The organism is Streptobacillus ratti (assembly GCF_001891165.1).
Lineage (GTDB): Bacteria > Fusobacteriota > Fusobacteriia > Fusobacteriales > Leptotrichiaceae > Streptobacillus > Streptobacillus ratti.
The window spans coordinates 1-22,463 of sequence record NZ_LKKW01000003.1 but is presented as its reverse complement, the minus strand read 5'-3'; the positions used below and the strand labels follow the sequence as shown (position 1 = coordinate 22,463).

14 protein-coding genes are annotated in these 22,463 nt (G+C 26.0%); all 14 read right to left on the bottom strand.

The annotated features are described in order from the left end of the window. Positions 1 to 22: 22 nt before the first annotated feature. The 14 genes from BT993_RS01045 to BT993_RS00980 are packed head-to-tail and all read right to left on the bottom strand — an operon-like array spanning position 23 to position 21,964. Positions 23 to 2,281 (bottom strand): BamA/OMP85 family outer membrane protein, encoded by a 2,259-nt coding sequence (locus BT993_RS01045; RefSeq protein WP_072592827.1) that lies wholly within the window; start codon positions 2,279 to 2,281, stop codon positions 23 to 25. A 57-nt stretch (positions 2,282 to 2,338) separates the two neighbouring features. Next, positions 2,339 to 7,333: a translocation/assembly module TamB domain-containing protein gene (locus BT993_RS01040; RefSeq protein WP_072592826.1), complete on the bottom strand. Its 4,995-nt coding sequence runs from the start codon at positions 7,331 to 7,333 to the stop codon at positions 2,339 to 2,341. 16 nt (positions 7,334 to 7,349) lie between these two features. Next, on the bottom strand, positions 7,350 to 8,045 hold the full coding sequence (gene rsmG / locus BT993_RS01035; protein WP_072592825.1) for a 16S rRNA (guanine(527)-N(7))-methyltransferase RsmG: 696 nt from the start codon (positions 8,043 to 8,045) through the stop codon (positions 7,350 to 7,352). Continuing rightward, positions 8,045 to 9,922, bottom strand: a complete 1,878-nt coding sequence (gene mrdA, locus BT993_RS01030; protein WP_072592824.1) for a penicillin-binding protein 2 — start codon at positions 9,920 to 9,922, stop codon at positions 8,045 to 8,047. The genes rsmG and mrdA overlap by 1 nt, the downstream gene beginning before the upstream one ends. Before the next feature lie 5 nt (positions 9,923 to 9,927). Further along, positions 9,928 to 10,233 (bottom strand): ribosome silencing factor, encoded by a 306-nt coding sequence (gene rsfS, locus BT993_RS01025; RefSeq protein WP_072592823.1) that lies wholly within the window; start codon positions 10,231 to 10,233, stop codon positions 9,928 to 9,930. An 8-nt stretch (positions 10,234 to 10,241) separates the two neighbouring features. Continuing rightward, the gene (locus BT993_RS01020) at positions 10,242 to 11,216 is read right to left on the bottom strand and encodes a hypothetical protein (RefSeq protein WP_072592822.1); all 975 of its coding nucleotides are present in this window, start codon (positions 11,214 to 11,216) and stop codon (positions 10,242 to 10,244) included. A 13-nt stretch (positions 11,217 to 11,229) separates the two neighbouring features. After that, entirely contained in the window at positions 11,230 to 11,931 is a 702-nt protein-coding gene (locus BT993_RS01015) for an RsmE family RNA methyltransferase (protein WP_072592821.1), read from the bottom strand. Position 11,932: 1 nt separating this feature from the next. Further along, positions 11,933 to 12,907, bottom strand: coding sequence for a Holliday junction branch migration DNA helicase RuvB (gene ruvB / locus BT993_RS01010; RefSeq protein ID WP_072592854.1), 975 nt, complete (start codon positions 12,905 to 12,907; stop codon positions 11,933 to 11,935). Between the two features lie 40 nt (positions 12,908 to 12,947). Then, complete coding sequence (locus BT993_RS01005) at positions 12,948 to 13,499, bottom strand: hypothetical protein (protein ID WP_072592820.1); 552 nt, start codon at positions 13,497 to 13,499, stop codon at positions 12,948 to 12,950. Positions 13,500 to 13,513: 14 nt separating this feature from the next. Continuing rightward, a complete protein-coding gene (gene glyS / locus BT993_RS01000) occupies positions 13,514 to 15,520 on the bottom strand; it encodes a glycine--tRNA ligase subunit beta (protein WP_072592819.1) in 2,007 nt (668 codons plus the stop codon). Then, positions 15,520 to 16,401 (bottom strand): glycine--tRNA ligase subunit alpha, encoded by an 882-nt coding sequence (glyQ, locus tag BT993_RS00995; RefSeq protein ID WP_072592818.1) that lies wholly within the window; start codon positions 16,399 to 16,401, stop codon positions 15,520 to 15,522. The genes glyS and glyQ overlap by 1 nt, the downstream gene beginning before the upstream one ends. Before the next feature lie 21 nt (positions 16,402 to 16,422). After that, complete coding sequence (gene lspA, locus BT993_RS00990; protein ID WP_072592817.1) at positions 16,423 to 16,884, bottom strand: signal peptidase II; 462 nt, start codon at positions 16,882 to 16,884, stop codon at positions 16,423 to 16,425. A 1-nt stretch (position 16,885) separates the two neighbouring features. After that, positions 16,886 to 19,672: an isoleucine--tRNA ligase gene (gene ileS / locus BT993_RS00985; RefSeq protein ID WP_072592816.1), complete on the bottom strand. Its 2,787-nt coding sequence runs from the start codon at positions 19,670 to 19,672 to the stop codon at positions 16,886 to 16,888. Between the two features lie 9 nt (positions 19,673 to 19,681). Continuing rightward, complete coding sequence (locus BT993_RS00980; protein ID WP_072592815.1) at positions 19,682 to 21,964, bottom strand: Tex family protein; 2,283 nt, start codon at positions 21,962 to 21,964, stop codon at positions 19,682 to 19,684. Between the last annotated feature and the right edge of the window lie 499 nt (positions 21,965 to 22,463).

Below are 22,463 nucleotides of genomic sequence, written 5' to 3'. Positions count from 1 at the left end.
TAGTAGTACTAGTCCATTTTATTTAGAACGTTTGTCCAAATCCAAAATTAAATTTACCCTTTGATTTACTTGTTCTATCTAAGTCCCAAGCATAATCAAGTCTTACTACCCCTATAGGTGTATTTATTCTTGCACCTAAACCTATATTATTCATAAATTTAGGGTTAACATTACCACTCTTATCCTTTTGTGCTATACCTGCATCATAAAATACTACTGCTTGTATATAGTCATTAATATATGTTCTATTTTCAGCAGTAAATGTAACAGCATATTGGTTCCCAGTTATTGGTGCTTGTAATCCTCTAAGAGTTACACCATCTCCAACAGTAATTAATTGTCCATTTGGAGTATTAGCATGCGAGTAACTTGCAAGTAATCTATATGCCATAGAGTTCTTATCCTTATACACTGGATGAAATGCTCTTAAATCAAGAGATGTTGTAAAATATGGTCTAGGTTTTTTCTTTTCATATTCTTTTGGAGCAGGAGTAGGGGCAGGCGTAGGAGTTGAACTTCCTCCAGAACCTGAGCCAGAACCAGACCCTCCTCCAGAGCTTCCACCTGAACTATTTCCTCCTGAACTTGAACTATTATTTTTTTCTTTAAATTTAATACTACCATCATTTTGTTTCTCATCAATTAAAGACTTATCCCTAACTATATATCCACCCTCAAAGAATAAATCAGCATAAAATCCTCTTTTAGGTGTATTTCTATCATCTCTAGTATCATAAATCAAGTCTGTTCCTAATGATAGTAAAGTATAGTCCTCATACACTTGAGTCGCTACGTTAGTTCCTTTATTTTTAGCATATACATTTAATAATTTAGGTGATACAGAAAGATAAAGATCTTTTGTTAATCCTTTACCTAGTTGACCATTAATACCAAATATATATGATTTATCTGTAGGTTTTGTTAAATTTTTTTCAATAATATCTGATTCATTGCCTGCCGAATTATTTGCATCTTTTTTATACCCATCTAAATCTTTAGCCCTAATTGAAGTCTTTCTAAAGAATATTGATCCTCCAGCAAGTAATCTATCTGTTCCTTTAATCCATGGATCTTTGAAATTAAATGCAAAGTTATAGTTACCTTTAACTCCTGCTTCTCCAGTTAATGAAAAAGTTTGTTCTCTTCCTAAGAAGTTAGTATCTTCTAATTTTAATGATCCTGATAAACTATCCTCTGTTGAATAAGAAATATTTGCACTTATACCTGTAGTTGGTCTTTCAACAACTATAATTTTTAAAATTAAATCTTCAGGATTTTCTGAACTTTTAACAATTTCATGTGAAAGTGATGAAAATAACCCTGTTCTAAATAGTTCTCTTAATGTAAGTTCTAATTCTTTTTGATTTAATATTTCACCTTTTTTAACATAAGTATTTCTGCTAAAAATATGTGGTTGTGTTTTTAATTTATAATCTTTTTCGCTAATTCTTTCATTTTCTTTAACGTTACCTTTTTTTTCATAAACTATATTTTTAATTTTACCCTCAAGTAATTCTATAGTTACATCTCCATCTTTTGTAACTGTTACATCTTTAAATCCTACCCATAAAAATCCATTTTCAGAATAAGCTTTAATTATTGGAGATTCTTCTAAAGTAAGTAATCTTCCATTTAATATATCTCCTACTCTTAATCCTGAAATTTCTTTTAACTGTTCTTCAGTTAATATACTCGAACCTTTAATATTAATTGATTTAATTGTTGGATTTTCTAATACCTCTACTTCTACATTTATAACTTTTTCATCAGAAGTTCTAAAAACTTTTATTTCAGTTGCACCAAAATATCCAGATGATAATATTAAGTTTTCTAATAATTTTGCATCATAAGGAGTGAAATATTCACCTTTTTGAAGACCTGTTTTGTCTATTAAAGGTTGTATATCTTGCTCAGTTCCTTTAACAATTATTTCTCCAATTTTAAATTCTGTTTTTTTCTTTAATTTTTCTATTTCCTGCATATTTTGAAGTATTTTATCTGCATTAGGAACTTCATCTACTACTATTTTTAATTTAACATTTTCCCCATCTTCTGTAGGATAAACATTAACATTTTGTATAAATCCTGTTCTAACTAATGCTAAGTATATATCACTTAAATGTTTATTTGTATATTCTATACCCTCTTTAACTGGCAATAACTCTCTAACCATTTCTTCAGGCAAATTTTTTAAATTGCTAATTTCTATATTATTTATTTTTGGTGCTGACATTAATACAGTCCCAAGAGATAAAAGTGAAATTAATATCTTATTCTTCATAAAATATCCTCCTATTTATTATACATCTGTAATTATAGCATAAATTGTTATTTTTTTCTACTTATTACTATTTGCATCAACTTCTTCTTCCTTTTTTTCACCATTTTTAAGAACCTTTTTCTTTTTGAATAAAGTTGAAAGATCATCAATGATTTCTACAAAACTTCCATACCTATTATCATATTGTAACCCTGTATAAAATGTTGCAGTTCTAGTCTTATTGTTTGTAATATCTATAGGGCTTTTTATACCTGCAGTAGCTGATATTCCTTTTTTCAAGAAATAGTTTAACCATAAATTATACTTAAGTTCGTTTCTTATTCTATCTATTTTTAAATCAAATGGAACTGTAAGCTCTGCATTCCAATAAAGACTATTTAAATTAAAGAATTTATTGTTAATATAGAAAGTTGTTGTGGTGTTATTTATAATATCCTTAAATTCTAAATTGTTTTTAGAATCAAAATTCGCTTTAATTTTAAAGTCATTTATACCTAAAGTCGAACTAACCTTATTAGTAAATGTTGAGAATAACAAGTTATTTAATGCTGATGATAGGGCTTTACCTACAATATTTGTAGTTTTAATATTATCTACATCTAACAAGCCTCCCTCTTCATTAAGTGCTATAATCCCTAAAATTTCATTCATATTCTTACCTTGTTCAGAACTTAATTCTATTGACCTATTATTTAGTGAGCCTATCATTTTTATCCTTATTACATCTCCAGCTACATTAGTATTTGCTTTAAATTCTATAATAGGATCAAGATTACCCATAAACTTAACTGTAGCTTCCTCTACTCTAAATACATGTCCATTTAAATCAAATTCTCCTTTATTAACACTTAAATCAGAATATATTGATAAATTAGAACTATCAAAAATTACCCTTGCATTACCAAATGTATCTCCCTTAATATCTTTAACTAATCCAACTACTGACGGAATATTAATGTTAATATCTTTTTCAGTTTCAAAAGATACATCTAAAATATGTTGATTTACTATATTTTTAATAATTTGATTTTTAAGTTCTGTAAAGTAGTCATTAACATTAGTTAATTTATTCTTAGAACTGTTATTGTTATTATTTAATTTTAAGAATGGAGAAATATTAACTATATTTCCACTATTTAATATTACATTACCAAATATTTTATTATTTTCAATTTTAACATCACTAGTAATTCTTAAATTATTTCCTGCATATTTAATATTTACATTATCTATTTTAGTATCAACTTCTATAGCACCTGTCTTAATCTTTTTAGATTTTAAAAAGTCATCAGCTATTTCAGGAAGATCGAATTTACCTAATATACTAAAATTACCTCCATTTGCATTACCACTTAAATCCTTAATACTAATAGTCTTATTTTTAAGATCTATGTCAGCATTAATTTTATTTAAATTAGCTATATCATCAACTGTTTCAAGTGAAAAGTTATTCATATTAATCTTACCTTGAACTAGGTTTTTCTTTAGATATAGGTTAAGGTTAGCTATACCACTAGACTGTTTAATTTTATCACTAATTTCTAAGAATTTTAAGTTAAAATCATTAGCTAATAGATTGAAATTATAGTCATCAAGTGTATAACTTACATAACCATCTAGTAAAAACGGATTATTTTCATATTCTAGGTATGCTCCAGAAATATTCATAACTTTGTCATTTCCCTGTACATCAAAATATACATCTGTTACTTTTAATCTATTTAATAATAGTTCATCACTTTTAACATTTAATGATGCTAAAGTTTCTTCTTTATTATGTCTAAGTATTAAATCAAGTATTAATTTCCCTTTATATGTTTCTGGATTTAATAAACTTATCTTTTCTAAATCTATTTCTTTATTTTTTATATTATAGTCTATATCTAAATTAGCTAAATCAAAACTATCACTAAATTTAAATACTTCTTTATTATCACTATCTTTAATTTCAAAATTATTAATATTCAGTATTCCTGTTTTAGTAATATCGAAAATATTAGTATTTTTATGTTCGATATTTAAAAACACCTTTGGTATTCTATATTGTTTATAGCTTAAATTTTCTATATCTAAATTACCTGTAATATCTGTTTTATCTAAGTTACCCTTAATGTTTAAATTAGAATTAACATTAAGTTTTAAATTATTAATAGCAACTAATTCTTCTATATTATTTTCCTTAAGAGCTATATTTATATCATAACTTTTATCTTTAATATCAAAATATCCACTTACATTATTATCTCTAATTTTCATCTTATCTAAGTTAATTTTATTATTAACTATATTACCATTCATAACAAAATCAGATATTTTCTTTTTATTTAACATTACAGGAGATTCATCAATAGATATATTCCCATTTAAATTATCTAAATTTCCATAAACATTAAAATTCATATTATTTACTATTAAATCTAAATCTGGTCCAAAAGTAGAATAAATATTATACGCATTTAAATTAGATTCTAAACTAACATTTCTACTTTTCAAATTATATTTAGCTTTAAGCTTAAGCTTATCATTACCAAATTCTTCTATATATATATCTTCTTTTTTAATTTTCACCTTTGATTTTACATCAACAAATCTTTGATATTTAAGCCATAATTCATCAACAGATAAATTAAGATCCATATCAAATTCTTTTAAATTATTTATCTTACCATCTAGTACAAGATTTTCATATTCTGCAACATATCCACCATAAGGACTACTAATATGTATATCTCCCTTAATATCATCTATATTACCACTAACCTTAGTACTAAAATCAAGTTTCATGCTATCTTTTATTTCTTTATCTATATATCCAAATGATTTACCTATTTCAAAAATATCTATTTTTTCTCCACTAATATCATATGAATGTATTAAATCTTTACTAACATTACCTTTGATATTTAACTTACCATCTTTAATGCTAACTACTGAATTTACATCTAAATTACCATTATTAACGTTTACACCAGCGGTAATATTATCAAATATGCTTCCATCACCTATAACTCCAAGATTCATATCTCCAGATTCAATAGTTCCGTTTTTAAAGTTATATATCACATCTTTTAATTTAGGTTTAATTCCTAATTTTTTATTCTTAAATTTAATATTTACAGGATTACTTAAATCTAAAGATAATTTTACCTTATCTTCAATATTTTGAGCTAAAACATTTACTGTAAAGCTTTCTTTACTGCCCTCAACATCATCTAAGTTTTTAATACCTATTTTTTTCAAATATTTTACCATGTCAAAATCTTTTGCTACTAAAGTATATGAATGTTCCATTTTTTTAGAACTATGTCCATTAATACTTATATTACCATCATTAGTTTTTGCATCAACATTAACATTATATCTACCCTGATTAATATTTAATTTTGCATTAACATCATTAAAATATTTACCATCATTAGATTTAGCATATATATCTGCCGTTCCAGTTACAAAATCATTTTTACTAAATGAATAAGTTAAATTATTAATACTAGATTTAATATTTAAATCATTTCCCATGTATTTTATATTAATAGGTTGTCTACCTTTAATCGTAAATTTAGCTTCTTGTTTTTCATTAAGATATTTAATATTACCAAATATTTTTTTCTCATTAAAATTAACTAATACATCTTTATTTTCTTTTACCTCAACATCTCCATTAATTCTATTTAAATTAATAAATTTACTTTTATTATCTATAGTAAATTTACCTTTTCCAGAAATATTTTTAACATTTAAATCAAAACTTGCATTTACTAATCCATTAATATTTAAGTTTTCATTAACATTTTTATTAACAGATATATTATTTGTCTTAATATTAATTACATTTTTTTCTTTTAATTTAAAATATAGGTTAAAATTATTAATATCGCTATCAAATACATTTAAATATTTAGTTTTAACACTACCATTAAATTCTTCTATATCAAAATCATCATCTGTTATTTTTAATCCTAAACCTATATCTACATTTACCTTATCAGATTTTCCGTCTATATTCATTTTTTCAATCAATGAATATTTTCTTAATGTAGAATAATCTACATTATTTATATTTGTTTTAAGATATAGTTTACTATCATCAGTATTAAATTTAATACCTAAATCTATATTACCGTTATCTACTTTACCTTTTCCATTTAAATCTATATCATATTTATTAAATTTAACATTAGCATTTACATTTTTTACTATCCCTTTATATTCCCTATACCATATATCAGAATTATTAATATCTAAATTACCATAAAATTCAAAATTTTCATTATCATCTTCTTTTATTTCTAATTTACCATTAACCTTACCACTATATGCTGAAACCATATTACTAATTGGTACATACTGAAATAGTTCCTTTGTTAAAGTAACATTATTAAAATCAAATTTAAATCCCATTTTCTCTTTGTTATATTCATCATATTGTTTTATAGAAAATAGGTCTAAGAAATTTTTTGCTTGATTTGTATCAAATTTAATATTAATTTCTAATTTTTCATTATTATCAGTTTTTGCATTTGCTACTAAATCAAGACTAGATTGAAGAATACTTATTAAATACCCATTTACATCTTTAAAATCTTTTTCTATTACAGTGTTATAGGATTTATCTATATATTTTAATGAAATATCTTTAAAACTAACCTTATTTATAAATGATAATCTCCTATAATCTGTTGTATCAGAAGAACTATTAGGTAGTATTTTTCTTAAATTTATTCCATCTAAACTTCTTTCAAATAATACCTTACCCTTTATTAATTCAACATAAGATATTCTAGTAGGTGTAAATAGATTTATTTTTGCCTTAGCTAAATCTGCAGTAATTACTTCTGTCCCGTCTTGAGTTCTTAACCTTAAATCTTTAATTTCTAAATTTGATAAACCATGTAATTTAAGGTCTGAATAATCCACTTTTATTTCAAAAACATTATTTAATAATATCTTTAAATGAGATTTAAAAGCATTAGAACCTATATATACTTTAGCCCCTGAGATTATAAAGGAAAGGGGAAGTATAATAAATAAACTTCTTTTTACTATTTTCATATTCAAACCTCCTTTGTTATAATGGTTTTTTACTTGGAATTCCTGTTGCTCTTGGATATTCTAAGTTTGTTTTTTTATTCTTTTTAATTTCAAGTATTATTCTTTCATCATTACTTATTGGAAGATTAAACTTATTTACATTTTCAATGCTTGAATGTAATAAATTTAACGCATTACTTGCCTCTTCTACCTCATTTAAATTAAGTTTTTGAGGTAAAAATCTTCCACCAATTTTAATAAAAGGTATCATATACTCAAGTATTATTCTTAAATTTGCAACACCTCTACATAAGGCTACATCAAATTTTTCCCTATATTTTTTTATTATCTCTTCTGCTCTTTCACTACTAGTTTTAACATTTTCTAATTGCAGTTTTTCTATTACCTCATCTAAAAATGCAACTTTTTTCTTAACTGAATCAACTAGTAAGAATTTTTTATCAGGATAATATATAGCAAGAACAAGACCAGGAAATCCAGCACCTGTTCCTAAATCTATTAAATTTTTTTCTTCATTTCTTATTATTTTAGTAAGTAGTAAAGCATCTATAAAATGTTTTTCTATCATATCTTTACTATCTCTTATAGCCGTTAAATTCATTACTTTATTCTTTTCTATAAGTAAATCAAGATACATTACTAATTTATCAATTTTATCTTCACATATATCTATGTTAGATAGTTTTAAGAGATTAACAAAATATTCTTTCATTAATTTTCTCCTTTTAATTCATAATATTTAGAAATAAACTCATGTACTCTTCCACCTGCTTCAACTGCACCATATCCACCCTCTTCAACTAATGCAACAAAGGCTATTTCAGGTTTATCACTAGGGAAATATCCTGCCATCCATGAATGGTGTTTTGATTCCTTCCTATTTTGTGCAGTTCCTGTTTTTGCTGAAACTGATGTAGGAAGATTTTTTAATACTTTAGCCGTACCATCAGTAACAGTCATTTTCAGAGCTTTTTGTATATTCTTTATATTCTCATCTTTAATATTTAATTTTCTTAATACTTCTATTTTCTTTCTTTCCCTTATACCGTCTGAATTTTCAAAATATTCTATAAAAGTTGGTTTAATCATAACTCCATCATTTGCTATAGCTTGATACATCATTAATACTTGTAATGGTGTCATAAGCATATATCCTTGACCTATAGACATATTAATTAAATCTCCAGGTAACCATTTTCTATCTATTGCTGTTTTAAATCTTTTTCTTTTCCATTCAGGAGTTGGAAGAACACCTGATATCTCTCCTGGAAGATCTATCTCAGTAGGTTCTCCTATTCCAAAGTCCTTTGCTATTTTAAAATATTCATCTCTATTTATTCTTAAAATATTTTGATAAAAATATGTATTTACAGATTCAGCTATAGCTTTGAAAAAATTTGTAGTTCCATGTCCTTTTCTATTAGAATCCCTAAATTTAACCTTACCAAAAGTGAACTCCCCAGTTGAATACATAGTTTCCTCTGGCGATATCCCATTTTCAAGTATAGCTAGACCACTAACTACCTTAGCCGTAGAACCAGGTGGGAATAGACCTGCTATACCTCTATTTAATAAAGGTTTTTTACTAGAATTTAAAAGTTTCTCCCAATCATTTTTACTTATTCTTGAACTTAAAATATTTAAATCTATTTCAGGATAACTTACATATGTTAATATTTTACCTGTTTTAACATCTATAGCTATAAAGGTACCAATTTTACCTCTAAATTTTTCTGTCATATATTTTTGTAATTCATATTCTATAGAAAGATATATATTTTTACCTGCTATAGCTTTTTCTTCATCAAGTTTATTTAAAACATTTCCTCTTGCATCTACTTCAACAAACTCTTTACCAGATTTCCCTTTTAACTCCACATTATATGTCTTTTCAATTCCATCTTTACCTACAAGATCATCTTTTTCAAAACCTTTATCTTTTAATTCCTCATATTCTTTTTCACTTATGAGTTTAACATTCCCTATAACATGAGAAGCAACTTCACGCTTATGATAATATCTCTTGTCATATTCTAAAATATCAATACGTGGATTAGTAATTTTTTCTACTCCAATTAAAGCACTTTTTGGATCTAAATCTTCATCAACTATAATTACTTTATCAAACCCAGATGGTAATACCTTATAGAACTTATTAATAATATCCTCATATTCCATATTAGTTAATTTCATCATATCTAATGTATCAAAATATATCTCTTCTAATTTTTCACGAGTTTTTTTACTTAATGCTGAAAATATCTTCTCTCTTTCAACATCAGTTTCTTTAAATACCTTTGTTAAAATTTCTAATTCGTTATTAGATATATTATTACTTTCTTTATGTATGAGATGATAACCAGTAGTATTACTTACTAATAATTCTCCATATTTATCATAAATTTTGCCTCTTGCAGGCTTAATAGTGTTAGCTCTTAAACTATTTCTTGAAGCCCTATTTTGATAAAGTTCTCTATTAGTAATTTGTAGATTATATAATCTTAGAACTAATCCCAAAAATATTAGAGATACTATAAATAGAAAAGATGATACTCTTTTACTCTTATCTTCTATATCTAATATTCTCATAGTTATTAAACGCTTTCATAAAATTCATCTAATTTATAGTATTCTCTTGCATCTTTAGTAAATACACTAACTATTACATCTCCACCATCTATTAATACCCAATTTGATTCCTCTTGACCCTCTATTCCTTTAACCATAGGCATAGATTTTTTTAATTCTTGTACTATGGCATCAACATTTCTAGTTGAAGAACCACTGCATAGTATAGAATAGTCAAAAAATGGTGATTTACCTTTTAAATCATATACTTTTATATCCATTCCCTTTTTATCTTCTATTACATCTACTATTACTTTTACTATTTCTTCCATAACTCTCCTTATTTAGTTGTTATTATTAATTTATTACTTAAACTAGCATCTTCTTTTAATATTGCATTAGGTAATAATCTTAATATTTTTTTAGCTATAAATACATCTTCTGGATTATACATTATTATAGTTTCATCTTTAATATCTTCATTATTATACTTAGTTTCAGTTTTTGTAGTTACTGTGTATTCTTTAAGCATATTTTCTATATCTTTTAATCCACTTTTAGAAAGTACTTCAACACTGTATTTAACATTTGCATCATTACCTGTAATTAATACTGCATCTTGTTCAGGTTTTAAATTAGGATTATTTTGAACTTTAATAAATTTAATATTTACAGTATTAATTAATTTATCTAATTCTTCTTGAGTTAATTTATGATTAACTATATAGCTTAATTTTTCAGATTTACCATAATTTTCTGATAAAAATTCTATACCTAAAGTTGTTTTTAAACTCTCTCCTAATCTTTTTGCATATCCATCTATACCATTTGCATTTAATATTGCAACTTTTTTACCTTTTAAATCTATTTCTTTTTTAACTTCTTCTATTTTTTCTTCATCTTTAGTTTCATCTTTAGCAATTAATAATTCTGGACTTTTACTTGATAAATCTAAAGATAATGCTATAGCATCTATAATTTTCTTATCCCCTAATGACATTAAAGGAATTTCTGTAAATTCTTTTGGTGCTTCACCTTTTTCTATACCATTAAATCCATGTGGAAAATATTTTTTTAAGTCTACTAAGAAATCATCTTCTTCATTACTAAATAAAGACCCTTTAAAATAGTCTGAAACTTTTTTATCTTTAGTAATGTATGTATCTTCTGTTAATTTAATCACTGTATCATCATAATGTAGATAATATGAATTATCCACTCTAACTATTTTATTTCCCTCTATTTCTGCACTTGTTTTAGTTCCACAAGAAACTATTGTTAATAATGTTAAAAGTATTGTTAATTTCTTTTTCATTTTTACCTTCCTTTTATTCTTTTATATTTATTATACTTCCAGCAAGAACTATTGCTGCTGTTTCTGCTCTTAATATTCTTTTTCCTAAACTAATTTCTATTGCTCCTATAGATTTTAAATATTTTACTTCATCTTGAGTAAATCCACCCTCAGGCCCTATGATTAATAAAATATTATTATCTTCTTTTTTAACTATTTCTTTTAAATTAAGTGATGACTCACTACTTTCATACGCATATATTATTTTATCATAATTTCCATATTTTATCCTTTTAATTTCATTAAGTATTTCTACATTAGTTTTTTTAATAGCCCTACATTGTTTCATGCTTTCTCTAACTACTAAATCCCATTTTTCTTTCTTTTCATTAATTTTTACTACTACTCTTTCAGTTTTTAATGGAATAATATTTCTAATACCTAACTCCGTTAATTTCTGTATTAATAATTTCATTTTTTCATTTTTTAATAATCCTATAGCTAAATCTAAATTAAGTGGGAGAGAATAAATATCCTCTTTTTTATCAGAAATACTAATTAATATATTTTTCTTATTAATCTCTTTAATTATTCCTTTATACTCATATTCAAAATCTATAACCCTAACTTCATCATTTTCTTTTAATCTAAAAACATTTTTAATATGGTTAATCTCAGTTGTTTCAGTAATCTGAGCTATATCATCAATAATTTTATCAGCTATAACTGTCAACATATTACCTCTTTTCAAGTCCCATATGAGTGTAAGCTAAATCTGTAACTTCTCTACCTCTTAAACTAATTTTTAGTAATCCTAATTGTATTAAATATGGTTCATAAACTTCTTCTATAGTTTTTCTATCTTCTCCTAAATGAGTAGCAAGTGTTTCAACTCCTACAGGTCCACCAGAATAATTAATTATTATAGATTTTAATAAATTTCTATCCATTTCATCTAGTCCTCTATCATCTACTTTTAATATTCTGATAACCTCTTTCATTATTTCATCATTAATAACTCCATTACTATTTACAGTAGCGTAATCTCTTGACCTTTTTAATACTCTATTTGCAAGTCTTGGAGTCCCTCTACTTCTAAGTGCTATATCTCTTAATGAATTTTCTCTACATTCTACACCTAAAATATTTGCAGATCTTGAAATTATCTTCATAAGTTCTTCTGTAGTATAGAAATTCATTCTATGTTGTATTCCAAATCTATCTTTAAAAGGTTTAGAAAGCTTACCTGCCATAGTAGTTGCACCTATTAATGTAAATCTTTTTAATTCTACCCTATAACTTGTAGCACCATGACCTTTACCTAACATAATATCTACTTTAAAATCTTCCATTGCAGAATAAAGTATTTCTTCAATATTAGTACTTAATCTATGTATTTCATCTATAAATAGGACATCTCCCTCTTCTAGGGTAGTAAGTATAGATACTAAATCTCCTGCTTTTTCAAGTACAGGTCCTGATGTTATTTTAATATTAGTACCCATTTCATTTGCAATAACCGTTGCCATAGTTGTTTTACCAAGTCCTGGTGGACCAAATAGTAATATATGGTCTAGTGCCTCTTGCCTAATCTTAGCTGCTTTTATAGATATACTAAGTGTTTCTTTTAAATCTTCTTGACCTATGTAATCTTTAAATAACTGTGGTCTTAAAGAGTTTATTTCATTACTTATTTCACAATCTTCTAACATCTCATTTAAATCAACAAATCTATTATCCACAATAACCTCCCTATTCTAATTCTAACTCAATAACATTATTATATACTTCTGCATTTTTTTCATTATTTATATACTCACCTTTTGATAAATCACCATATATTTTTAATTTCTCATTTGCAAAATCAACTAAATCTTTTTTCAAGTTATTTAATTTATTCAAATCATTATTTCCATCTAAAAATAGGGCTTCAATACTTGTATATTTTGATAATTCCAATATGCTTTTATCAATTTTATCTGATAATTCAGTAGATAATTCTTTTTTAATAATATTTTTTAAATTCTTAACATCAAAATCAAATGTTTGAATTACTTTAAAAGGACTATCTATGACATTTCTATCACTAACAGGGTTTATAACATTGTTATTGGGTCGATATACTTCAGAAATTAAATCAGTCGCATTTATATATGGTAAATAGTCATTAATATCAATATCTTCTAAATGTTCTATATATCTTTTTACTATTTCTTCATCTTCAAATACATTAATTTCTCTTTTTAGTTCAATTGGAGTAGAAACTACTCCAATTAAAGATATTAATAAAATCAATTTTTTCATTTCTCCTCCTCATATTAAACATATATTAACTTATTAACCTTAGTTAAAACTTCATTAATTAAAGCTATTCTATTATTTTTAATAACTTCATCTTTAACATTTATTATTACTTTTTCAAAGAATTTGTTAATTATATCTTTCTTATCAATTAACATATCTATATCTTTAAAATCTCCACTTAAACTTTGTGAAAGATTATATAATTCTTTTTCTTCTTCATTTTCAAATAAATCTACATCTACATCTTTATTAACTTCTTTTGAAATATTTTTAAGTCTTTTAATTAAATTAATTAATATTTCAAAATTCTCACTTTTTTCAAATTCTGCAAGTTTAATTAATCTATTCTTAATATCCATAATAGATGTAACATTATTAATCTGATAAGAAATTAAATTTTTAGAAAAATCTGTAGCAAGTATTGCTTCAAGTCTTTGTTTAACAAAATCTAATATATTTTCTTTTGCTTTCTCATTTAATACTTTCTTATCTTCACTAAATATTTCAAATGCCTTATTAATTAAATCTAAATAATCAATATTAAGATTTTTATTAAATGCAGTTAAAAGAATTCCATTAGTTGCACGTCTAAGTGCATAAGGATCTTTTGAGCTTGTAGGAATTAAATTAACAGAAAATGCTCCTACTAAAGTATCTAATTTATCAGATATAGATGCTATAGTTCCCTCTATAGTTTCTGGTAATATATCTCCTTGAAATCTTGGTAAATAATGTTCAAATATACCCTTAGAAACTTCTGGTTTTTCTCCTTGTTTTTCAGCATATATAGAACCCATAAATCCTTGTAATTTAGTAAATTCTTTTTCATTAATTACATTACTTACTAAATCAGCTTTAGATAGATATATAGTTTTTAAAATGTTTTCACTATTTCCTAAATTTAATTTTTCTATTAAATATTTAGCAATTTTTTGGCTTCTTTCCATTTTTTCAAATATAGTTCCCATATCTTTTTGGAAAGTAACATTTTTAAGTTTTTCTACATTATCATTAAGATTTATCTTTAAATCTTCATCAAAGAAAAATTTAGCATCAGCAAGTCTTGGTTCTATAACTTTCTCATTTCCTTTTTTAACTAATTCTGAATATTCAGGTGCATTTCTAATTAATACAAATTTATTAGTTAATTTACCCTCAAAATTCTTAACTGGGAAATATCTTTGATGTGTTTCCATTGTTATAGTTATGATATCCTCTGGTAACTTTAAATAATCTTTATTAAATTCTCCACAAATTGCATAAGGATATTCAATAAGGTTTACTACTTCATCAAGTAAATATTTATTTACTATTACTTTATCTCCATCTTTTTCACAGTTATTTTTAATACTCTCAAGTATCATTTCACGTCTTTTTAACGCATCTACTACCACATACTCATTTAATAAAGTTTCTTCATATTTGCTACTATCAGAAATTAAAACTTCTTGAGAACCAAATAATCTCATACCTCTTGAAATATTATTTGCTTTAATACCCTCAAAAGTAAAATCAATTACTTTATCATCTAAAGTTGCAACTATCCATTTAATAGGTCTTGCAAACCTAAATGATTTATCACTCCATTTCATAGTTTTATCAAAATCAAGTGATTTAATTGCTTTTTCCATAAGTTTAGGTAAAACTTTAAAGCTCTCTATTCCCTTAATATTTCTTTCAATATAGATATATTCTCCTTTATCTGTTTTTTCAATTTTTAAATCAGATTCAGTTAAATTCTGAGAATTTAAAAATCCTAATGCTGATTTAGTCAACATTCCATCTTTATATGCAACAGAAGTAGATGGACCTGTTTTTTTCTCATAAAGATCTTTTTGCATTTCTGATATATTTTCAAAATATATAGCTATTCTTCTTGGTGAATTATATTTCTTTTCTCCATTAAATTCTATTCTAGCTTCAGTTAATTCTTTTTTAAATATTTCTAATAGGTCTGTGCAAGCTTTATCAACTTGTCTTGATGGTAGTTCTTCAACACCAATTTCAAATAAAAATCTCATTATTTATTACCCCCTTTTTTTAAAAGTGGATGACCTAAATCTTCACGAGTTTTAACAAATATTTCAGCACATTTTTTAGCTAAATCTCTAACTCTTAAAATATATGACATTCTTTCTGTAGTTGATATAGCTCCTCTTGCATCTAAATTATTAAATGTATGAGAACATTTAAGAACATAATCATATGCTGGAAGTACTAATTTATGATTAATACAGTTATTTGCTTCTTTTTCATACATATCAAATAAAGTGAAATTCATATTATTATCACTAACTTCAAAGCTATATTTACTCATTTCATATTCATATTGAAATCTTCTTTCACCATATTTTACACCTTTAGACCATTCTAAATCATAAACATTTTCTTTGTTTTGTAAGTATAGGGCTATTCTTTCAAGTCCATAAGTAATTTCAGATGGAGTTATATCAACTTCTATTCCTCCTACTTGTTGAAAGTATGTAAACTGTGTAATTTCCATTCCATCTAACCACACTTCCCAACCAAGACCCCATGCTCCAAGAGTTGGAGATTCCCAGTTATCCTCAACAAATCTAATATCATGATTTTTAACATCTATCCCTAAAGCTTCTAAACTCTTAAGATAAAATTCTTGTATATTATCAGGTGATGGTTTCATTATCACTTGAAATTGATGATGTTGATATACTCTATTTGGATTTTGACCATATCTTCCATCTTTAGGTCTTCTTGATGGTTCAACATAAGCAACATTCCATGGCTCAGGCCCTAAAGACATTAAAAATGTATCTGGATTAAAAGTTCCCGCACCCGTTTCAACATCATATGGATTACTTATTATACAACCCTGTTCACTCCAATATTTTTGAAGTGTTAGTATTATATCTTGAAAATACATAGTTTTTCCCTTTCTTCATACTTATTTTTCTTTTTTTAGTAGGTACATAATGATAAGAATATATATACCTATATGTATGTATACATCTGCAACATTAAATATGAATTGCCAAATCCCTCTAAAGTCTATCATGTCTATAACATATCCTCTAAAGAACCTATCTATCATATTACCAGTTGCACCTGAAGCAATAAATATTATTGCAATTTTTCTTATTAAATCGGCTTTTAAAAAATTTTCCCATTCTGTATATATGATGTATGTTATAAGGAGGGTACTAATTATTGTGAATACAATAATATGACCCTGAAAAGTTCCAAACACACCACCATGATTTTCTATATATGTAAGCTTAAAAAAATCTCCTAAAACAGGTATAGAATAACCAATTTGAGCATTAGAAATAACATACATTAAATGCTTAGTAAACTGATCAATAAATACTAATACCATATATATTAATATTAGAAATATGTATTGCATATTATTGTCCTTTCAACATTTTTAATACTTTAGCATCTCTTAATGTAACATCTGGATATTCTAAATCTTGTCCAACTTCTTCAGAATATTTCCAACATCTTTCACATTTCTTACCTAAAGCTTTTACAACTTTAACTTCAAACCCTTCTAAATCAGTACTTTCTAATTCTTCAGTATTTGTAAATTCAACTTGTGATACAAGGAATATATCTGAAATGTCCCAACTAGAGTATTCTTTAATAAATTCATATTTATCATTAGTTACTTTAATTAAAACTCTTGCATCAAGAGATAATCCTATAGAACCATTTTGTCTTTCTTTTTCTATCTTCTTATTAACTTCTTTTCTAAGTTCACCTAATATTTGCCATTTATTAGCAAGTTCTTCATTTATATGTTCTGGTTTAGGCTGTATCCATGAAGCTAAATGTACACTTTCTTCTTTACCTTCATAATCAAGTCTTTCCCAAATTTCTTCTGCTGTAAATGATAATACTGGTGATATTATTCTTACTAAAACATCTAAAATATCTACTAATACCGTTTGTGCAGATCTTCTTTCTAATGAATCCTTATATTCACAGTAAAGTCTATCTTTTATTATATCAAGATAGAATGATGACATCTCAACAGAACAGAAATAAAGTATTTCTTGGAATAGTGAATAAAACTCATAATTTTCATAATGTTTAGTAACTTTTTCTTTTAATTCCTCTAATTTGTGCATAGCCCATTTATCTATTTCTAACATATCCTCATAAGCTACTCTATTATTTCTATCAAAATCATTTATATTACCTAATAAGTATCTTGAAGTATTTCTTATTTTTCTATATGAATCTGCCATTTGTTGTATTATATTATCAGAAATTCTAACATCTTCTCTATAATCAACACTTGAAACCCAAAGTCTTAATATATCTGCACCATGTACATCTATAATATCTTTAGGAGTTATTGTATTTCCTAATGATTTAGACATTTTTCTACCTTGTCCATCCATAACAAATCCATGAGTTAATAATTTCTTGTAAGGTGAGTCAAATGTAGATGCTACTGATGTAAGTAATGATGATTGGAACCAACCTCTATGTTGATCAGAACCCTCAAGGTAAAGATCTACAGGTCTAATATTATATCCTCTAGGTCTTAGAACTGCTCTATGACTAACTCCTGAATCAAACCATACATCAAGTATTGATTGTTCTTTTCTTAATTCTACACCTTTTAAATTATGTTTAAATAATAATTCTTCTCCTATTATTTCTTCAGCAGAATATTTCCACCAAATATCAGTTCCCTCTTTTTCTACTAAATCTATTACTCTAGCCATTATTTCTGATTCATAGATTACCTCATTAGTTTTTGCATTATAGAAAATTGGAATAGGAACTCCCCAAACTCTTTGTCTTGATATAGTCCAATCTGGTCTATTTTCTATCATAGATGTAATTCTATTTCTTCCCCATGCTGGAACAAATTCAACTTCTTCTAATTTTTCTAAAGTATTTTCTCTAACTTCACCATCTACTTTTATAAACCATTGTTCTGTAGCTCTAAATATTACAGGTTTTTTACTTCTCCAATCATGAGGATAAGAATGCACTATTTTTTTATGTCCTAATAAATGCCCGTTATTTTCAAGGTCAGTTATTATATTTCCATTTGCTTTTTTATAGAAAAGTCCCTCATATCCATGTGCTTCACTTGTCATATGACCTTTATTATCTACTGGTGATAATATCCCTATATCATATTTTAATGATACATTATAGTCATCAACCCCATGACCAGGAGCAGTATGAACACAACCAGTTCCTGCATCTTCTGTAACATGATCTCCTAAAATTAACATAGACACTCTATCATATAGAGGGTGCTTATATGTTAATCTTTCAAAATCTTTACCTGAAATTTCTTTTATTAATTCAAAGCTTAGACCCATTTCATTAAATGCTCTATCAGCTAAAGTTTTACTTAATATTAAATTACCTTTTTCTGTTTTATATACTCCATATACAAACTCTGAATTTAAAGATATAGCTAAATTTGCTGGTATAGTCCATGGAGTAGTTGTCCATATTACCATAGAAGCATTTTCTACACCTAATTTTTCATTAGATTCACTAGTTAAGTTCATCTTAACATATATTGAATCTGATTCCACATCTTTATATTCTATTTCTGCCTCTGCAAGTGCAGTTTCTGTAGTTGGCGACCAATAAACTGGTTTTAACCCTTTATATACATAACCATTTTCATATATATCTCTAAATACTCTTAATTCTTCTGCCTCAAACTCTTTATTTAATGTTATATATGGATTATTCCAATCTCCTAAAATTCCTAATCTAACAAAGTCTTTTTTTTGCATCTCTACAGATTTTAAAGCATATTTTTTACACGCATTTCTTAATTCTAATGGCGACATTTCTTTAGCTTTTTCACCTAAATCTTGTATCATTTTCCATTCTATAGGCAGACCATGTGTGTCCCACCCTGGTATATATGGTGCATTAAATCCTTGCATTCTTTTATACTTTAATATTATATCCTTAAGCACTTTATTTATCGCATGACCTATATGTAAATTTCCATTTGCATATGGTGGTCCATCATGCAAGAAAAAAGTAGGTTTTTCATTATCTAAAGATTTTTCATATATTTTATTTTTTTCCCAATCCCTTATAGTTAAAGGTTCTTTTTGTGAGAGATTTGCTTTCATTTTAAAGCTTGTTTTAGGTAAATTAAGCGTCCCTGCATAATCTACTTTATTTTCTTCTGACATATTTTCCTCCTATTTTTTTATTTTCCAGCCTTTATTTATCAGTTGTTGTTCTAATTTTTTTCTTTGTATTTCTTCTTTATCAATCTTAGTTTTTTTCTTTTTATTAGGTTTAACATAATTAGCATCTTTTCTTGTTAAGGCAACTCTTCCTCTTTGCATGTCTATATCAAGTACTCTAACTTTAATTATTTGACCTATAGATAATACCTTAGTTGGGTCATCAATAAATGAATTTGAAAGTTCTGATATATGTATCATTGCATCATTTTTTAACCCTATATCAACAAATGCTCCAAATTTTGTAACATTTCTAACAGTACCCTCAAGTTCCATTCCAGCTTTTAAATCTTCTATAGATAAAATATCTTCTCTTAAAAGTGGTTTATCAAAATCATCTCTTGGATCACGTCTATCTTTAATCAATGCTTCATAAACATCTTTAGTTGTCTTATCAAGTCCTGTTTTTTCAATTATTTTTTGTAAATTTACCAATTTAAGTTTTTCTCTTACTAACTCTAAATCTGATTTTAATTCATTTACATTAGTTTCTGAATTAGATAAAATTTCTTCAGCTATATGATATGATTCAGGGTGAATTATTGTATTATCTAAAGGATTTTCTCCATTAGGTATAACAACGAAACCTGCTAATTGTTCAAAAGCTTTTGCTCCAAGACCTTTTACCTTTAAAATATCTTTTCTATTTTTGAAATCTCCATTTTCTTTTCTATATTCAACTATATTCTTAGCAATGTTTTTCTTAATACCTGATACAAATCCTAAAAGCTCTGCACTTGCAGTATTAATATTTACTCCAACCCTATTAACTATTTTTTCTATAGTTTGTTCAAGTTCTTCATTTAATTTCTTTTGGTTTACATCATGTTGATACATTCCTACACCTATAGATTTAGGATCTATTTTTACAAGCTCAGCTAGTGGATCTTGTAGTCTTCTTGAAATTGATATAGTTCCTCTTACAGTTACATCAAGTTCTGGAAATTCTTCAGCAGCAACTTTAGATGCTGAATAAACTGATGCTCCTGCCTCATTAACTATAATATATGATACTTTCTTTTCCTTGTATTCTTTAAGTAATGATGCCACAAAACTTTCTGTTTCACGACTTGCTGTTCCATTACCTATAGCAACTATGTCAACATCATATTTACTCAAGTATTTAAGTATCTTACTTTTTGCTGTTTCAAGTTGTTTTTCACTATGAACATCTTTAACTAAATAAACTACATCACTTTCTTTAAAGAAACCATCTTTATCAATAATTGCTAGTTTTGCTCCCGTTCTATAACCTGGGTCAAGCCCTAGTATAGTTTTCTTATTCAAAGGTGGTTGTAATAATAGTTTTTCTAAATTAGTTGCAAAATTTTCTATAGCCTCTAATTCTGCTTTTTCTGTTAAGATGTTTCTTAATTCATTTTCTATTGACGGATACATTAATCTATCTATAGAATCATTTACTACATCTATGAAAAAAGATTTTATATTATTATTCTCAAAATTCATATGATATATTCTATTTACCAATTCTTCTCTTGTAACTTCATCTATTTCTAAATTAACTTTTAAAATTTTCTCATTTTCTCCACGATTAATAGCAAGTATTCTGTGAGTAACTATTTTAGAATATGGTTCTTGGAAGTTATAGTAATCTTTGTAAACTTGTTTTTCATCAAGTTCCTTATTCTTTTCTATAAGTTTAGAAACAACTAAAGATTTTTGAGCTAATAAGTTTCTTAAATATTCTCTATTAGTAATTTCTTCTGATATTTTTTGAGCATATATTAAATGTATCCCCTCTAATGCTTCTTCAACACTTAAAACATTATCGTTAATATATTTATTAGCTTCTTCTCTTAAAGCTTCCATAGTAACTTTTTCATCTTTTGCAAAAATAGATAAAGGTTCTAATCCATTTTCTATAGCTATATCAGCCTTAGTTTTTTTCTTTTTCTTATATGGCATATATAAGTCTTCTACTCTTTGTAATACCATGGCTTCATTGATAGATTTTTCTAATTCTGGAGTTAATGCTCCTTGCTCATCAATAAGTCTTATTACTTCTTCTTTTCTTTTCTCTAAGTTTCTGTAATATGTTATTTTTTCTACTACAAGTCTAATTTGTTCTTCATCTAAATTGCCTGTAACTTCTTTTCTATATCTTGATATAAAGGGGATAGTTGCTCCCTCATCATATAGTTTAATAGTTTCTTCAATTTGTTTTAACCCTATATTAAGTTCCTTAGAAACATACCCAAATATTTTACTTTCCATTCTTTCCTCCATTATTTTCCTATCATACTATTTTATCACATTTTTTTCAAAATTTCTAGCTATAGCAAGATATTTCCTAAATTCCAATGTTTAGTTGTCAAACATATGTAACAAAATATTTAAAAAGTTTCTGTATAAGTGTGTAATTAACCACTTAGTCACCTTTTTTACATTTTTATTAATTTGTTAAACTATTTTGATACTCTCTTACTACCTCATTCGGACTCTTAAAGTTTAGTACTTTTCTCCTTATATTATTATATCTACTACAATACTTCTTTACTCCTCTTTTTAACTCCTCTATACTCCTAAATACTCTCCTTAAATAATACTTACTATCCTCCCTATAACTCAATCGCCTTATCATTTTCTAAATACGCATGATATACACCTGCAAGTTTTTTTAATGAATCTATATCCTTTGGGTTTTTAGCAATTTTAGATTTTAATTCTGTCTTAAAATCATCTATATTCCCATTATATCTAAATTCTCTAAAAA

Excerpts from the sequence above, each read along its gene's own strand:
- mrdA (WP_072592824.1), bottom strand. The coding sequence starts at position 9,922 with ATGAGAATATTAGATATAGAAGATAAGAGTAAAAGAGTATCATCTTTT.
- BT993_RS01045 (WP_072592827.1), bottom strand. The coding sequence starts at position 2,281 with ATGAAGAATAAGATATTAATTTCACTTTTATCTCTTGGGACTGTATTA.
- lspA (WP_072592817.1), bottom strand. The coding sequence starts at position 16,884 with ATGCAATACATATTTCTAATATTAATATATATGGTATTAGTATTTATT.
- glyS (WP_072592819.1), bottom strand. The coding sequence starts at position 15,520 with ATGAGATTTTTATTTGAAATTGGTGTTGAAGAACTACCATCAAGACAA.
- rsfS (WP_072592823.1), bottom strand. The coding sequence starts at position 10,233 with ATGGAAGAAATAGTAAAAGTAATAGTAGATGTAATAGAAGATAAAAAG.
- BT993_RS01005 (WP_072592820.1), bottom strand. The coding sequence starts at position 13,499 with ATGAAAAAATTGATTTTATTAATATCTTTAATTGGAGTAGTTTCTACT.
- BT993_RS01020 (WP_072592822.1), bottom strand. The coding sequence starts at position 11,216 with ATGAAAAAGAAATTAACAATACTTTTAACATTATTAACAATAGTTTCT.
- rsmG (WP_072592825.1), bottom strand. The coding sequence starts at position 8,045 with ATGAAAGAATATTTTGTTAATCTCTTAAAACTATCTAACATAGATATA.
- BT993_RS01040 (WP_072592826.1), bottom strand. The coding sequence starts at position 7,333 with ATGAAAATAGTAAAAAGAAGTTTATTTATTATACTTCCCCTTTCCTTT.
- BT993_RS00980 (WP_072592815.1), bottom strand. The coding sequence starts at position 21,964 with ATGGAAAGTAAAATATTTGGGTATGTTTCTAAGGAACTTAATATAGGG.
- BT993_RS01015 (WP_072592821.1), bottom strand. The coding sequence starts at position 11,931 with ATGTTGACAGTTATAGCTGATAAAATTATTGATGATATAGCTCAGATT.
- ileS (WP_072592816.1), bottom strand. The coding sequence starts at position 19,672 with ATGTCAGAAGAAAATAAAGTAGATTATGCAGGGACGCTTAATTTACCT.
- ruvB (WP_072592854.1), bottom strand. The coding sequence starts at position 12,907 with ATGTTAGAAGATTGTGAAATAAGTAATGAAATAAACTCTTTAAGACCA.
- glyQ (WP_072592818.1), bottom strand. The coding sequence starts at position 16,401 with ATGTATTTTCAAGATATAATACTAACACTTCAAAAATATTGGAGTGAA.